Source organism: Pseudoalteromonas sp. SR45-6, assembly GCF_014163545.1.
In the GTDB taxonomy this organism is placed as follows: domain Bacteria; phylum Pseudomonadota; class Gammaproteobacteria; order Enterobacterales; family Alteromonadaceae; genus Pseudoalteromonas; species Pseudoalteromonas rhizosphaerae.
Genome location: NZ_JACJDM010000006.1, coordinates 155220 through 170425, shown reverse-complemented (window position 1 = coordinate 170425; position 15206 = coordinate 155220). Strand labels below are relative to the sequence as shown.

The following is a 15206-nucleotide window of genomic DNA, read 5'->3' as shown; positions in this document are numbered from 1 at the left end:
TTGGCACCCAGATATGACAGCGCTGACAGCTAAGAATATGATATCAAAAAGTTTATGGACAACTTTACCCTGCTGGCGAGGGTCGTCAATTGATTCGAAATATTTAAATAGTTGAATATCAGGCACGGGGGCTCCTTAAAAAGGAGTATAAGATCATACTTTTAAGTCAAGGTAAAGTTCGTGATCTTGCCCTGTATAAAACTTAAAAGCATGCTCAGTAAAATGAGTTTCATCGAAATAATTTGAAATTACTTTAATTTCAAATGCCGTATTATTTCTTAAAACAACACTCGTATTGCAATATACCAAATCGCAAATAGTATATACTACGGCTTCAATAGCTTTAGGTGGTTTTTCAATCGCATTTGAAAAGCATACCTGTGAATTAACTATTAAAAATAATAAAGTTAAAAATCTATATTTTGACATTATATTCCCTTGATGCACTATCGAAAAATTTGTGCCTTTCCTATTTTACTTTACGAGCACTTACTTCCCTCTAAAAAACTTTCCGAATATTTTATATATACAATCAGCAGTATAACTAAAAAGTGTAAGGAAGAAATAAAACAATAACGACAATGGTACTATTATTGTCAACAACCCCCAATCATTTGAACTATAAGAGATTTGGCAAATTGTCAATGCAACTATTGAAAACACACATAGTAAAGTAAATGCATTTTCTTTTACATCTTCAAAAAGAAAGCTCAAAGAAAAGAAATTGGATTTAGAACGAAAAATATAAAAAACACAAGTGGTTAACGCTATGGCTATCCCATAGTGGTGATTTAAACTAATCACCAATAAAAATTGAAATATAATAAAAATAAAAATTACTTTTTTAATCATTTTTATTCCTTATTGATTCTAAAACTATTTACAAAACGCGACATAACTAGAGTATGTTTTCTTTGTTCCTTGCATATACATTACCCCATATCCAACTTCGTAAGAAGCTCCGAGTGCATCTATAGAAAATGAATCTAGACGATGCTCAATTGCATACGCAGCTCCGTGTACCTTTGCGCTGTACTTCTTAAACCCTCTCAAAAATGCAGCTCCTATTGTTTCAATTTCCGAAGTAGACCAACCTCGGATACCATCAATATCATAAAAAACTGTGCAATTACTATTTAAAGTCGTATTAAATTAAAGAGTTATGGTTTATTTATAGTTAAATCAGATACAGGAACAATCAGACTAAAAGATGATTAAATGAATGAAATATGAATATACGCTCAAATTAAATGACTACTTAAACGTAACTTTGCCGCCGATCATTTTATACGCGGGTGCGCCTCGGATAATTGCTTCTCGAGCAAAAGGGCGTGAGCAGTTGGGGCATACGCAAGGAATAGTGGTGAAATCTTGACTGATCCGTTCGATAAAACATTTAACCAATGCCCCTTTGCCGCCTTTACGATATTTGAATAGGGGAGCTTTACATTGACTACAAAAAATATCGACCGTTTTAGTAGGGCCTTTTTTATTCGGTTTTGCCATTATTTTGTTACTTTTACTACAAACACGCGAATAGATTAACAGCTTATGGCCAAAGTCCAAAGATTAAGCCCATTAAAGTAAACTGTAAAATATGGTAACCGCTATTGATTAAAAACAGCTTTAGTGGTCGTTGTTCATAAATATAGCTCATCCCTAAGGCACTGCTTACCCAACATAGTCCAACCGCAAAGCCAACGCCTACCGCAACCCCTAAATGTGGATGTGGTCCTAAAAACAGTGATAAGCCAAAAGCGATAAATAAAGATAAAACAAAACCGCCACCAAATACCCATTTTGGATTTGTTGCTTTTAAATCCAGCTCCGTTAATCCACAGCCTTCTAACCAGGCTCGTTGAAACAACCAAGGTGAATACCAAACGCCTCCTAACATAAAAGAAGACATGGCAGCTAATAATACGGCTACAAAATCCAGTTGTGATAAATCCATAATGACTACTTATGCTGATTGCAAAAAATACAATGATATTTTTACTGTAGTTAATGAACGCCATTGCAGCAACTATCTAAACTGCAAAACTATCTATGATGCGTGGCTGGTGCCCAAATATAAATGCACTAAAGTAATCTGAGCTTCATTTAAAGTGACTACAGGCGACTGTATTACTTAGTTGACCGGGTAAAACTTATTGCCTAAAAGGCAACAATAAACTTACTGAGCATTACTAAACCGGAAACCGTGATCCGAAATAACGCTCACTATTGCGCTAGGATTTACTGCTGAACTGGTTTTTTTTGTAGCTTACGCTGTAAAGTTCGCCGATGCATATTAAGTTGCCGAGCAGTTGCTGAAATATTGCCTTGATTGGTATGCAGCACTTGCTGAATATGTTCCCACTCAAGACGCTCTGGCGACATAGTTACAATATCATCTGCAATTAACTCAGTAGTTGGCTCGCATGTGCCTGTTAAGGCTCGTAATAACGTGAGCATATCAACGGGTTTTGTTAAATAATCATTTGCACCTAGGCGCATAGCCTCTACCGCTGTGGCAATACTGGCATAGCCTGTTAATAATACAATATGTGCGTCTGTTAGTAAGGCTCTCAGTGGTGCGATAAGAGCTAAACCGTTATCGTCAGCTAATTTCATATCTAACAGAATATGTGTCGGTGCGAAGTTTTTAGCTATGCCAATAGCCTCGGCTTTATCATGTGCCAGCTGACATGCAAAACCGTGTTTGGTTAAGCGCCGCGCTAACGTATTGGCAAGATTAATATCATCTTCAATAATTAATAGCTTCATACAGGCTCGACTTGTGGCTCATCAATGGTTAATTGTACTTTGGCAACCGCGCCACCTTGTGGGTGATTAAATAATGTTAAAGAGCCTTGTAAACGCTCAAATGTTACATTTGAAAGCATAACTGCTAGCCCCATCCCCGTTTCACTAGGCATTAACTGACCCCCTAACTCTGCCAATTGTGCTGCGCTAAATCCTTTACCAAAATCACGTATAACTAAACTCACTGTTTTAGGGTTATCTGGAGTCTGTTGCCAGTTCAATTCCAGTGTTTGTTGCTGTGCCTGTTGATTGGCAAAAGCAGCATTTTGCAACAAGTTTAATATCGCTGGCAGTAACATAGCATCATTAGTAACCGAGCTAGCAGGCGCTGCATTTAGCCAATTAAGCTGTTGATCGGGATACTGTAATAGCATTGTATCGCTAATTTGTTGAGCTAATGCGTTTAACGATACAGTCGCTGCAACCGTTTGTGTGCGTAGTTCAGATGACAGGGTACGAAACTGTTTTAACTGCTGTGCGCATTGCAACAAGGGCTGCTGCATGTCTTTCACAATCTCATTATCGGGCTGCTCTTCAAGAAGCTCTTCATACAATAATTGTAAATTGGCGATTGGGCTGGCTAATTGATGAGTAATTTGTGCCGCAGCACCATCAAGCGTGACTAACTGCTCTGCTCGTAATTGTTTTTCTCGCACAGTTGCAATTGTGCGCTCTCGCGAATGCAGTGCACGGTTCATAGTGCCGATAACGAATGCTATAACGCTAGCACTGATCACAAAGTTAACCCACATACCCACAAAGTGACTGGTCATTTGCATATGATGCATGCTGTGCTGAGGCATTTTAAATAGCAGCACGCTATAGGCGGTGATCGCTAATACAGCAATATAAGCTAAGCCGCGAGCACTGACACTCACCGCAGCAATCATTATTGGTAACAACAGTAACGACACAAATGCATTGGTCGCACCACCACTCAAAGACAGCAATACCGATAAAAAAAGCACATCGGCCGTAAGCTGCATTAACATCCCAAGTTCTTTCGCTTTACTGACATTACGATAAGCAATCACGCTTAAAATTTGGAATACGGCTTCAAGGGAGATCACTACCAGTAGAGGCAATAAAGGGATTTGGTGCTCAAGTAAAAAATAGACTGCTACAACGGCCAATAGTTGAATTGCAATTGCACCACTGCGTAACATCAGTAAACGGCTAATCGCAGGATCAGTGCGCATTAAAAACGCCATACATAATTACCTAACAAAAAAATACCTAATAAAAAATGCCTAATTAAAGAAGGTTAACCTAATCATCAGCCATAGAGATACTAAACACAGCACACGGCGTTCCTTGATGAAACACCATTTTCCACTGGCCTTCGGTTAATCGCCACAGCGACATCCGTAACGAATAGTTAAACTCAGCGCGCGCAGAGCGCCGATATGCCGCTTGATAACTTAGTTGGGCAATATCATCACTAAGCATTCGGCCTTTAAAATGCTGATTGTAAAACTGCGGCACGACTTCGGTAGGTAACCGCGTTAATACTTGATATTTATTAAATACAGTACCATTAGCGGCAATTTCAATAAAATCATCATCGAGCAAAGCATCCAATGCCTGCTCAGATTGACGGATCTCAGGATCTAATAATTGGCGCTCAGCGTCAATCAAATGATTAAACAATGATGCCTTGATTTTGCTGCCCATACTGTATCCTAAAATTGGTGTTTATATATTTGCCCTGCTTTCATCACAAATTGTACATTTTGCAATGTCGTTATATCATCAAGAGGAGAGCCATTAACGCTGATGATATCTGCTTGTTTACCAACACTCAACTGCCCTAGTCGGTCTTGTTGGCCGAGTAACTTAGCGGCATTAACTGTTGCTGACATAATAGCCTGTTTTTCAGTCATGCCATATTTAACTAACCATAAAAACTCATCAGCATTATTACCATGGCGTGATACGCCAGAATCTGTACCAAAAGCAATATTAACATTGTTTTTTAATGCCAGTTTAAATGAAGCTGCAACATTTGGTACAACGGTGCGTACTTTATCAGCAATAGCTGTTGGCATATTTGGGTTACTGAGAACTTCTTGACTGACCGTTTGGCCTGCCAATAACGTGGGCACTAAATAAGCGTTGTATTGCTTAAATAACTTTACAGTCTCTTTGTCTAGGTAAGAGCCATGTTCAATTGAATCAACACCTGCACGTAATGCCGCTTTGATCCCTGATGTACCATGAGCATGGGCTGTTACGCTGCGCCCTAAGTTATGTGCAGTATCAACAATCGCCATCAACTCTTGATCTGTGAACTGCTGATTGACACCCGCTGCGGTATTACTTAACACCCCACCCGTTGCGGTAATTTTAATTACATCAGCACCTGATTTAATTACTTCACGAACCGCGCGGCGACAATCATCAGCACCATCACACCCCCCTAACCCTCCACTTATCACATCACTAATATCTTTACGGTAACCGTGCAGATCAGCATGCCCGCCTGTTGGGGTAATTGTATCTCCTGCAGCAAAAATACGTGGCCCTTGAATATCTCCACGCTCAACGGCACGCTGTAGTGGAAAGATCACTTTATAGCTACTACCTAAATCACGCACGGAGGTAAAACCCGCAGCAAGAGTGCGCTGCAAATATTTAACTGAGCGCAGCGCATAATCAGCCTCATATTCTGTTAGCCAGCGATGTGGATTAGCACTTGCGTCACGCTCAAAAGTAACATGTACGTGCATATCAATTAATCCAGGCATAACAAATTGATTTTTTAAATCAATGATCTTTGCATCGGGCAATGCTAGATCGGTAACACTCATATAGCCTTTTTCGATGCGCGTGATGATAGCGTCTTCTATAACAATAGTGCGTTGCTTTTCTAGTGTTTGTTCAGCACCTGCTAACATTGATCCTGCGTAAATAACCTGAGTTTGTGTTGCAAAACCCGCCGCAGAGCATACCGTCGTACCCAATGCAGCCAAGATAGTAATTAATTTTTGTTTCATGTTTACCTCATTTTTCTACTACCATTAGCCTAAATTACGTTTAATTACCACTATTTACGACGTAAGCTAAGTTATAAACTAGTCTTAGAACTGGATTTTTGGTATAAATCAAACATAGATGACACATGTCTGACCACTTAAAGAGAGCACACTATGACCTACGCACACATAACGGGTTGGGGTAAATGTATCCCACCAGCGCGTATTAGCAACGATGAAATTAGCCAATTAGTTGATACCAATGATGAATGGATCACATCCCGCACTGGTATAAAAGCCCGTAGAGTAAGCCACGTTAGTACTGCAGAGCTTGCCACTGTAGCAGCTAAACATGCAATAGCCTGTGCTGGCATTGATGCTAAAGACATTGACTTAGTGTTATTAGCAACATGTACGCCCTCTACTATGGTGGCAAACACAGCTTCGTTAGTACAAAAAAACATTGGTGCAGTTGGCGCTGCCGCTATGGACACCAATGCAGCTTGCTCTGGTTTTTTATATGCAATACAAGCAGCGACTGCACAAATTCAAGCCGGTATGATCAAAAAAGCTGTAGTAATTGCTGCTGAACGTATGACCTGGTATGTAAACTGGGATCGCCGTGATAGTGCGGTGTTATTTGGTGATGGCGCCGGTGCCGTAGTACTTGAAGCAGCAGACACGCCAGCGGGTTTACTCGCGACAAAAACAGGCTGTGATAGCGAAGACCGTGATATCTTGCATATCACTAACTTTGGTAGTGACTTAAATAAATATGTGCCTATTGGGCCATCTGATTTATTATTTGAAGGTCGCGAAATCTTTAAGCGCGCAGTAAAGGGCATGAGTGAAGCCTGTGACGATGTGCTCACACAAGCAAATTTGAGCCTTGATGATATCGATGTACTTGTGCCACACCAAGCAAATTTACGTATCATTCAAGCCATTCAACATCGCTTAAAAGTGCCAGATGAAAAAGTAATGGTTAACATTGGCGAATACGGCAATACATCGGCAGCAACTATTGCAATCGCATTATGCGAAGCTGTTGAGCAAGGATTAATTAAACCACATGCTAATATCATGTCTGCAGCATTTGGTGCCGGATTAACTTGGGCTGCTAGTTACATAAAATGGGGCGAACGCGTCACGCCAATCAGCGTTAGCGATGCAGCACTACCACCGTGTGATAAAACCGGTTTAGAGTTAGTGGCCCCCGCAGTAGCAGCTTGCAAAGGCAGTGATCAATAACATACTCAATATGGCGCAGCTATACTGCGCCATTTACCACAGATAGCTAAAAATGATGCAATTGCTAGGAATTCACCACGCTGCAATTATATGCAGCGATTACACCCGCTCAAAACATTTTTATCATCAGATCTTACAGCTGCCGATAATTGCAGAGCATTTTCGCCAACATCGCCACTCATACAAATTAGATTTAGCCTTGCCTGATGGTAGCCAAATAGAGCTATTTTCATTTGATAATGCACCAAAGCGACCTAGTTACCCAGAAGCACAAGGTTTACGACATTTAGCATTTAAAGTGGCCAATATTGAGCAAAGTAAAGTGTATTTGCAAAGCCAAGGTGTGGCAGTAGAAGAGATTCGAACTGATGAATACACAGGTAAACAATTTACCTTTTTTGCAGATCCTGATGGGTTACCGCTTGAGCTTTATGAGGCATAACCTCACAAAGCTCAATAAATTTATTTAAAACGACTTTGTAAGTAGTTAAATACGGCACGAATACCGAGTGCTTCACCACCGACTGGACGACCAGGTAATGAGCGGATATTCCATGCCATTACATCAAAATGTACCCATGGTGTGGTTGGCTCTACAAATTCTTTTAAATAAAGTGCGGCAGTAATTGCGCCGCCGAATGGGGTACTTGCACAGTTAGCCATATCAGCAACATCACTTTTTAATAAACTTTTATATTGCTCAAAAAGCGGTAATTGCCAAACGGGATCGCTTACTGCAATACCGGCGTCAATAATGCCATTGGCAACATCACGCTCAGTTGAGAAAAACCCTGGTAACTCAGTGCCTAACGCAATACGACAAGCACCGGTTAAGGTTGCAAAATCAATGATCAACTCAGGATTGTCATTTTGTGCTTCCGTGAGTGCATCACATAACACTAAACGCCCCTCTGCGTCGGTGTTATCGATTTCGACCATAATGCCTTTACGTGTTTTAATTACATCGCCAGGGCGAAATGCATTGCGCGATACCGCATTCTCAACAGCGGGTACCAACACGCGTAAACGAATTGGTAAATTTGCCGCCATAATTAACTGCGCTAAACCAATTACATGAGCTGCGCCGCCCATGTCTTTTTTCATATTGCGCATACCTGAGCTTGGTTTAAGATCTAAACCACCAGAGTCAAAACAAACACCTTTACCGACTAAGGTGATCAAAGGAGCGTCTGCAGCGCCCCAGTGTAAATCAAGTAAACGCGGTTTATTTTCACTGGCGCGGCCTACCATGTGGATAGTTGGATAGTTTTGTTCTAATAATTCATCCCCTATCCATTCATTGAATTGACCATTGTAAGTGTGTGCTAAATCAGCCATCACTTGTGATAAGTGCTGTGGCATCATGTCTGCGGCAGGCGTATTAACTAGATCTCTAACTAAGTTAATCGCATTTGCTTGGCGTGTAATACGCGCAAACAATGCTTCATCGGCTATTGCTAATTGTGCTTTTACAGCACCTTTGGCTTTATATTCGCTAAATTCATAACCACCAAGTATAAAACCCAGAGCAATCTGTTCTAATTGTTGTTCACACTCTTGAACTTGGTAAATTCCTGCTGGCAGTTTGCTGGCTAATTCACCCGCGAGCCAAAAGTCATCAACGCTATTAACTAAACAATACACCTGACTTAGCGCTCCACTTTGTGGATTGACCACCAAGGCTAAACCTTGTTTTGCAAAATCACAGCTATTTAGCCAGTTTTGTAAAAAAATTGGCTGCTGTGCTTGCCATGTAGCTAAGTCATTTTTAACAATAAAAGATAAAGGAATACCCGTAGAACTATGACGAATTAATGTACTCATTAAATGACTCGTTTAAAATTATATGATGATCAAGCATATCAATAACTCAGCATAAAAGGTATAGCACAAAGACTATCCTTTAAACTGCATGGCATTATTTTTTTACAGGTGGTTTTACGTCTGACTTTGCCGTTTTTTCAGCGTGGTGGTGTTGCAGCTCTTCATCAGCGATCTGCTGGTCAATATCTTTAAGTGATTTATTGATGTTAAATGAACTTGGCAGTACATCAACCCCAACCCATTGACCCAACTTAACAACCAGTGGAATAGTCACAGGTGCAAAAGGTAAAACAGCAAAAACACCTAAACCCAATCCTTTGAGAATATCAACAAACTGGGCATTCGCTTTTTGCAGATCCTCTTTACTCACATCTCCTTGGGTGTAGCGACGATAAATTGTGAGCATTTCTTTGGTTTCTTGCTTTTCCTGCGCCAGTGCAATTTTAAGTGCTACCATAGCGCGCTTGAAACGCAACTGTTGGCGTTTTGTAGTAATTTTTGCCACTCGAATTGGGGCACGATGAATAACTTTATATAGTCGCATAACGCTATTCTCACATAGCCTTAACACTTCACAAAGCATAATTTAATACAATCACCGATTAACAGATCCAGATTATTTCTCAGCTAGTAAAAAAGCCATGATTAAGTATAATCACTGGCCAATAAACGGCCCATATTATTAAACCTATAAGTAATGAATAAAATACCGCAAAACACAGCCGATATAGCAAACCGAGTTGACGACACAAAACCAACCAGACCGGCTGCTGATCAGTGCTGTGGTGGTGGCAGTTGTTGCCCATGTGTTTGGGATGAATACCGAGAAGCGTTAAAAGCTTGGCGACAACAAAATCCTGAACAAACTGATAACCAATAATTACCATTGAACTTTACTGAACAGTTTCCAGTCTAAAAACTTCTATTTACAAAATTATTATTTTTTTTCTGATTTATTTTACAATAAAAATTACATTAAATGCTTAATTTCTAATCCCCGCCTTAAAAATATCATTATTTTTCATGTAGGTAAGTAAATCTCGAATTTCCTCTATAGAAAACATAAAAAAAACCAAACTATTTAACACCTTGCACAATTATTTAACAAGTTGTATAACTTTAATAGACTATTTGGCTTTTTAAAAATCATATAGTTACGAAATTACAATAATTCTAACTGGGGAAATTAGAATGAAATTTAAAAATAATTTATTAAATCATGCCGTTAAACTTGCATTAACAACAACTACCGCAGGCTTATTTATTTCAGGATCTGCCTTAGCAGCAGATGAGCAAGCTGAAGTCACTAAAGTAAATAAAAATGTAGAAAAAATTGCCGTAGTGGGAACTCGCTCTGCACCGCGTTCTATTGGTGATTCACCAGTACCTATCGATATCATCGGTGGTGAAGAACTTGGTAAATCAGGTAATACGGATATGCTCGAGCTATTAAAAGGCGCAATTCCATCATTAAACGTGCATTCGATGCCTATTAGTGACGCAGCATCTTTGGTTCGTCCAGCTAACTTACGTGGCCTACCTTCTGACAGTACATTGATATTACTCAATGGTAAACGTCGTCATCGTGCCTCTGTTATTGCCTTTTTAGGTGGCGGCATAAACGATGGCGCACAAGGTGCGGACATTTCAGTTATTCCAAGTATCGCACTAAAACAAGTTGAAGTACTAAGAGATGGCGCAGCCGCTCAGTACGGCTCAGATGCGATTGCTGGGGTTATCAACTTTGTACTAAAAGATGCCTCAGAAGGCGGCAGTTTCGAAGTACGCCAAGGTCAGTACTATGAAGGCGACGGTGATACAACACAGATTTCCGGTAACATTGGTCTACCATTTACCGACAATGGCTTCGCAAATTTAAGTTTCCAATACAAAACGGCTGACGCAACTAGTCGTTCAGTGCAACGTTTTGATGCAGCAAACTTAATTGAGGCTGGTGTTCCTGACATTGCCCCGATTACACAAATATGGGGCGCACCAGAAGTTGATGACGATATCTCTATTTTTGGTAATGTCGGCCTTGAGCTGACTAAAAACTCCGAATTTTACATGTTTGGTAACTATTCAGAGCGTGATGTACGCGGTGGTTTTTATTATCGTAATCCAACAACTCGTCCTGGTGTTTATGGCGGAACAATTCGTGATGTTAATGGTACAAATATGCGTCGCCCTGGTGATGATAATCCAGCGGGTCAAAAACTGTGGGATGATGCAACTCCAACAGTGTTAGTCGCTTCACTGGATGGATATGATCAGCAAATAAACTGTCCTCTTGTCGAACTGCAAGCCAATGGCGCACCAGATCAAGCTGCTATAGATTCTCTAAGTGCTGCAAATTGCTTTGCCTTTAACCAAACATTGCCTGGTGGTTTTACACCTAACTTTGGTGGCAACATCACAGATACTTCGCTTACGATAGGTACTAAAGGCGAGTTCACTGGTGGTATGTTAGAAGGTGCGTACTACGATTTAAGCGGTACGGTCGGCTTTAATGAATCTCGTTACTTTATTTACGATACTGTTAATGCATCATTAGGCCCTGATAGTCCGCGTGATTTTAGCCCAGGTAAATACTCACAATTAGAGAAAAACTTTAATTTTGATTTATCAAAAGGCTTTGATTTTGATCTAGCATACGATGTGAACATAGCCGGTGGCCTTGAATGGCACGAGGAAACATTTACAGTTACCTCTGGCGATGTAGCATCATTTACAGCAGGCCCACTAACGGATCAAGGTTTTGGTATCGGTTCAAATGGTTTCCCTGGCTTTAAACCATCTGACGCTGGTGAATATACTCGTCGCAACTACGCCGCTTATGTCGATATTGAAGCCCCATTTACCGAAGAGTTTTTAATGGGTCTAGCGCTGCGTTATGAAGATTATGATACCTTTGGCTCTACGGTTAATTATAAATTAATGGCTCAATATCACTTAACCGATGATTTAAACGTGCGTGGTTCAATCAGCTCCGGCTTTCGCGCACCGACTGTTGGTCAAGCCAATGTCAGTAACGTGCAAACAAACCTAAGCAGTGGCGTATTGGTCGACTCTGCTTTACTACCACCGACCAATCCAATTGCGGTACAGTTAGGCGGTACAGAGCTTGAGCCTGAAGAGTCGCAAAGTTATACCTTTGGCGCGGTATACACCATCGGTGAAGTATTCCTAACTATTGATTATTATAATATTCAAGTTGATGACCGTATTAGTCAATCTGAAAAAATCGAGCTGAGCCAAGCTGATAAAGATACGCTTGAAGCCGCTGGTGTGCCAAACGTGCAAAGCTTAGCGCAAGTAAGCTTCTTTACTAATGACTTTGACACCACCACTCAAGGTATAGACTTTGTAGCAAACTATGCCACAGATTTACTCGGCGGTAGCTCAACATTTAGTTTAGCCTACAACTGGAATGAAACTGAGGTTACCCGTTCAACTGATATTACTGGGCCGTTTAAAGTAAGCCGTTTAGAGAACGACTTACCAAACCACCGTGGTACGCTTAGTTGGTCACAACAATGGGAAAGTTTCTCAATGTTTACTCGTGCAAATTATTTTGGTGAATACCAGGGTGTGCATGTAGATTATGACGAAACAGCAAAAACGGCAGATGCAGCAATTACGCTCGACGCTGAAGTAACTTACTTTTTGAATGATTCGATTAGTTTCTCAGTCGGCGCACAAAACCTGCTCGACCAAGAAGCAGAGAAACTTGATTTTACCGTGGCACCTAATAATAACTGGGGTGGTAAATACTATGAAACTTCGCCATATGGTATTAACGGCGGCTTCTATTATGTCAAAGCAACTTATACGTTTTGATCATAATTAAGCGTTGAAAAGATAGGCGAAATGCTCAAGACATTTCGCCTTTTTCGTGCTATACCCAAATAATAAATCTAGTAACTAAAAAATAAAAAAAGTGATGCATGTTGCTAAAAAAAGCTAACCAACTACTTGCCGAAAACAAACTCCAAGAAGCGGAGTTTCACTATAAAACCTTGCTTGAAAGTGATCCCCAAAATGGCGAGGCACTATTTGGTTTGGGCCGTATTGCCCTGCGCTTAGAGCGCTTTGATGCTGCAGTTTATTTATTACAAAGAAGCTGTGAACGTCTGCCTAATATGTTGGAGCCACTGCACGCGTTAGCGGATGCATTTAATGGCGTTAATTCGCCAAATGATGCATTAACCGTACTGGAGTACGCAAAAAGCATTGCTAGTCATAACCCAGAGCCACACTATTATCTCGCACAACATTATTTAACCCATGGCGAATTAGATAAAGCACACACCACCTTTGCACAAGCACTAAGTATTGGTTTATATCCTGTCACTGCTTATATTTTATTTGAACTGGTACAACTTGGCCGCTTTGATCAACAGCATAACTACATCAGTAACTTGCATCATTTACTCACACAAACCAATAATTTACGTTTAAAAATGGTTTGTTATTACGCCTTGGCAAAAAGTTATGATCAACTCAATGATATAGAACAAGCTGTAAATTATTATAAACTAGCCAATAAATTGCAGCTGCAATTGAGTAGCTTCAACACTGAACAATTAACGCCGTTTTATCAAAGTATTATGCGTTATAACCCAAAAAGTTTATTTGCCACTATCAAGCCTGGATTTACTGGTACTGTTACGCCCGTTTTTATTATTGGCATGCCACGCAGTGGCTCAACATTATTAGAACAAATGTTAGCTTCACATAGTGAATTTGCAAGCCTTGGGGAAGATCGCTGTATTAGCTCGCAAGTTGTTGCATTCATAGAACAACAAACCAAGTTGCCCTACCCTGAATGTATCAGCGCACTAACACCGCAACTGATTGAGCAAGCGCGGGCTCTTTATACCGCACGGTTAAAACAAGCAAAACCTATTCGCGCGTTTATGATCAACAAATTGCCCGCTAATTATCAATCGTTAGGGCTTATCTATTTATTGTTTCCAAATGCTAAGTTTATTAACTTGCAGCGCGATTTTAATGCCACAGCTTGGTCCGTTTATAGTAATTACTTTGCAGAAAATGAACCTTATTTTTGCTCATTATCTGAATTTAAACGTTACTATGATTTATACCAAGGTTTGATGACGCATTGGCAACAAGCAATACCTTCGGCTATCTTAGATGTTCATTATGAGCAACTGATCAGCGAGCCGCGCGATACGTTAAAAAGCGTATTTACATTTTTAGGTACCGCATTTGAAGCACAATGTTTAGACTTTTATAAATCAAAAAAACCAGTTACCACGCTTAGCAAAGCAGCTGTACGAAAACCGCTACATAACCGTGCAATAGAACACTGGAAACGTTTTGAAACGCCACTCAGGGCGTTGCTGAATGACGCTCAAACCACGTCACTAGATCCTTAAATTGATCTGCTTTAGCACTGGCGTGCGTTAACATATTAATATGATCGTAATCATATTGATGGCCGTGTTTTTTCCCGTACATTTGCAGGTGTTGAATACCAGTACCTGACTCGGCAATAAATTTTTCAATATCAATTTGTTGTGCAAGCGCTTTGTCTTTCACCCCCCCTATGTGTAAGGTCGGTGGCAAACTTAAGCCAGCCACAGCTTGCGCGTAATCAAACCCGTCGTCGCTATCTAACCATGGTTTACGTTTAGCCCATTGCATACTTTGATAATGCGACTTTTTAGTTTCATCATCACTGCCCCACTTGAGTCTTTTGGCGGGTAAATAACCATGTTTTTTAGCCAGTATTGGCGCTAAAAAATACCAAATCAAATTTCCTTGAAGGTATTTTTGTGGATGATGATTATAAAGCGAGCGTTTAGTACCAAAGTAAGCACATGCTTTTACATCATTGATATACTGTGGGAAACGCGCAAACACACTGTTCATTAATACACCACCCCACGAATGGGCTACCCAATACGCTGGTGGTCTACCTTCACGCTCGGTAATTTTAGCAATAAAAGCGGGAATATCTTCAATAATAGCTTCGGTTTGGCCATAGTGAGCATGCTTTGAGATAGCCGGTTTGCTGTCACCACGACCTCGTAGATCAGCTACATAACACACATATCCTTGCTCAGCTAAAAAAGGTGCTAACCCCTTATTTGAATGCGTATAAAATATTTTGCCATTTTCAACAGCACCATGCATAAACAACACAGCTGGCCCAGCGGCTTTGCTGTTATCTGCTATGCGGCGCAAATGTAATGTTTGTAGCTCAGTTAGTTTAATAAATACTGATTCTTGTACGATCGCCATTTCAGTTCCTTGTTGTCATTGTTATGAACCGCAACTCATCCTACCAGTAATTTAAACAAGATCACACGTCAATGTGTT

At 40.4% G+C, this 15206-nt stretch carries 16 protein-coding genes; 5 read left to right on the top strand and 11 right to left on the bottom strand.

Features of this window, described 5'->3' with window-relative positions:
* The 8 genes from H5158_RS05045 to H5158_RS05010 form a co-directional block, all read right to left on the bottom strand.
* On the bottom strand, positions 1–126 hold a 126-nt coding region (locus tag H5158_RS05045; protein ID WP_182739595.1), incomplete at its 3' end, for a transposase family protein.
* A gap of 27 nt (positions 127–153) precedes the next feature.
* Positions 154–429, bottom strand: coding sequence for a hypothetical protein (locus tag H5158_RS05040; protein WP_182739594.1), 276 nt, complete (start codon positions 427–429; stop codon positions 154–156).
* 825 nt (positions 430–1254) lie between these two features.
* Positions 1255–1506: a hypothetical protein gene (locus H5158_RS05035; RefSeq protein ID WP_149980101.1), complete on the bottom strand. Its 252-nt coding sequence runs from the start codon at positions 1504–1506 to the stop codon at positions 1255–1257.
* A 43-nt stretch (positions 1507–1549) separates the two neighbouring features.
* Positions 1550–1954 (bottom strand): DUF1761 domain-containing protein, encoded by a 405-nt coding sequence (locus H5158_RS05030; RefSeq protein ID WP_145236169.1) that lies wholly within the window; start codon positions 1952–1954, stop codon positions 1550–1552.
* Between the two features lie 284 nt (positions 1955–2238).
* Positions 2239–2769: a response regulator transcription factor gene (locus H5158_RS05025; protein ID WP_182730847.1), complete on the bottom strand. Its 531-nt coding sequence runs from the start codon at positions 2767–2769 to the stop codon at positions 2239–2241.
* Positions 2766–4007 (bottom strand): ATP-binding protein, encoded by a 1242-nt coding sequence (locus tag H5158_RS05020; RefSeq protein WP_145236312.1) that lies wholly within the window; start codon positions 4005–4007, stop codon positions 2766–2768. The genes H5158_RS05025 and H5158_RS05020 overlap by 4 nt, the downstream gene beginning before the upstream one ends.
* A 70-nt stretch (positions 4008–4077) precedes the next feature.
* Positions 4078–4482 carry a DUF4440 domain-containing protein gene (locus tag H5158_RS05015; protein ID WP_182739593.1) on the bottom strand — a complete coding sequence of 135 codons (405 nt, stop codon included), beginning with the start codon at positions 4480–4482 and terminating at the stop codon, positions 4078–4080.
* A gap of 8 nt (positions 4483–4490) precedes the next feature.
* The gene (locus H5158_RS05010; RefSeq protein ID WP_182739592.1) at positions 4491–5804 is read right to left on the bottom strand and encodes an amidohydrolase family protein; all 1314 of its coding nucleotides are present in this window, start codon (positions 5802–5804) and stop codon (positions 4491–4493) included.
* A 153-nt stretch (positions 5805–5957) separates the two neighbouring features.
* Between H5158_RS05010 and H5158_RS05005 the strand changes: the two genes are divergently transcribed.
* Together H5158_RS05005 and H5158_RS05000 are read left to right on the top strand one after the other, a co-directional pair.
* A complete protein-coding gene (locus H5158_RS05005) occupies positions 5958–7034 on the top strand; it encodes a ketoacyl-ACP synthase III (protein ID WP_145236180.1) in 1077 nt (358 codons plus the stop codon).
* A gap of 55 nt (positions 7035–7089) precedes the next feature.
* Positions 7090–7476 carry a VOC family protein gene (locus H5158_RS05000; protein WP_145236314.1) on the top strand — a complete coding sequence of 129 codons (387 nt, stop codon included), beginning with the start codon at positions 7090–7092 and terminating at the stop codon, positions 7474–7476.
* 20 nt (positions 7477–7496) lie between these two features.
* Here the strand turns inward: H5158_RS05000 and H5158_RS04995 are convergent, their stop codons facing one another.
* Entirely contained in the window at positions 7497–8858 is a 1362-nt protein-coding gene (locus H5158_RS04995) for a M17 family metallopeptidase (RefSeq protein ID WP_149980098.1), read from the bottom strand.
* A gap of 94 nt (positions 8859–8952) precedes the next feature.
* Complete coding sequence (locus H5158_RS04990) at positions 8953–9402, bottom strand: hypothetical protein (RefSeq protein WP_182739591.1); 450 nt, start codon at positions 9400–9402, stop codon at positions 8953–8955.
* Between the two features lie 153 nt (positions 9403–9555).
* Between H5158_RS04990 and H5158_RS04985 the strand changes: the two genes are divergently transcribed.
* From H5158_RS04985 to H5158_RS04975, 3 genes are all read left to right on the top strand, one after another.
* Complete coding sequence (locus H5158_RS04985; protein ID WP_182739590.1) at positions 9556–9738, top strand: oxidoreductase-like domain-containing protein; 183 nt, start codon at positions 9556–9558, stop codon at positions 9736–9738.
* Positions 9739–10049: 311 nt separating this feature from the next.
* Positions 10050–12698 carry a TonB-dependent siderophore receptor gene (locus H5158_RS04980; RefSeq protein ID WP_182739589.1) on the top strand — a complete coding sequence of 883 codons (2649 nt, stop codon included), beginning with the start codon at positions 10050–10052 and terminating at the stop codon, positions 12696–12698.
* Positions 12699–12805: 107 nt separating this feature from the next.
* Positions 12806–14260, top strand: coding sequence for a sulfotransferase (locus H5158_RS04975; RefSeq protein WP_182739588.1), 1455 nt, complete (start codon positions 12806–12808; stop codon positions 14258–14260).
* Here the strand turns inward: H5158_RS04975 and H5158_RS04970 are convergent.
* On the bottom strand, positions 14214–15128 hold the full coding sequence (locus tag H5158_RS04970) for an alpha/beta hydrolase (RefSeq protein WP_145236199.1): 915 nt from the start codon (positions 15126–15128) through the stop codon (positions 14214–14216). The two genes, H5158_RS04975 and H5158_RS04970, sit on opposite strands and share 47 nt — an antisense overlap.
* Positions 15129–15206 lie beyond the last annotated feature (78 nt).

Bases quoted from the DNA above. Each gene is read 5' to 3' on its own strand.
- H5158_RS04970 (WP_145236199.1), bottom strand. From the start codon at position 15,128: ATGGCGATCGTACAAGAATCAGTATTTATTAAACTAACTGAGCTACAA.
- H5158_RS05025 (WP_182730847.1), bottom strand. From the start codon at position 2,769: ATGAAGCTATTAATTATTGAAGATGATATTAATCTTGCCAATACGTTA.
- H5158_RS04985 (WP_182739590.1), top strand. From the start codon at position 9,556: ATGAATAAAATACCGCAAAACACAGCCGATATAGCAAACCGAGTTGAC.
- H5158_RS04980 (WP_182739589.1), top strand. From the start codon at position 10,050: ATGAAATTTAAAAATAATTTATTAAATCATGCCGTTAAACTTGCATTA.
- H5158_RS05035 (WP_149980101.1), bottom strand. From the start codon at position 1,506: ATGGCAAAACCGAATAAAAAAGGCCCTACTAAAACGGTCGATATTTTT.
- H5158_RS04995 (WP_149980098.1), bottom strand. From the start codon at position 8,858: ATGAGTACATTAATTCGTCATAGTTCTACGGGTATTCCTTTATCTTTT.
- H5158_RS05015 (WP_182739593.1), bottom strand. From the start codon at position 4,482: ATGGGCAGCAAAATCAAGGCATCATTGTTTAATCATTTGATTGACGCT.
- H5158_RS05010 (WP_182739592.1), bottom strand. From the start codon at position 5,804: ATGAAACAAAAATTAATTACTATCTTGGCTGCATTGGGTACGACGGTA.
- H5158_RS05000 (WP_145236314.1), top strand. From the start codon at position 7,090: ATGCAATTGCTAGGAATTCACCACGCTGCAATTATATGCAGCGATTAC.
- H5158_RS05020 (WP_145236312.1), bottom strand. From the start codon at position 4,007: ATGCGCACTGATCCTGCGATTAGCCGTTTACTGATGTTACGCAGTGGT.
- H5158_RS04990 (WP_182739591.1), bottom strand. From the start codon at position 9,402: ATGCGACTATATAAAGTTATTCATCGTGCCCCAATTCGAGTGGCAAAA.
- H5158_RS05040 (WP_182739594.1), bottom strand. From the start codon at position 429: ATGTCAAAATATAGATTTTTAACTTTATTATTTTTAATAGTTAATTCA.
- H5158_RS05030 (WP_145236169.1), bottom strand. From the start codon at position 1,954: ATGGATTTATCACAACTGGATTTTGTAGCCGTATTATTAGCTGCCATG.
- H5158_RS05005 (WP_145236180.1), top strand. From the start codon at position 5,958: ATGACCTACGCACACATAACGGGTTGGGGTAAATGTATCCCACCAGCG.
- H5158_RS04975 (WP_182739588.1), top strand. From the start codon at position 12,806: ATGTTGCTAAAAAAAGCTAACCAACTACTTGCCGAAAACAAACTCCAA.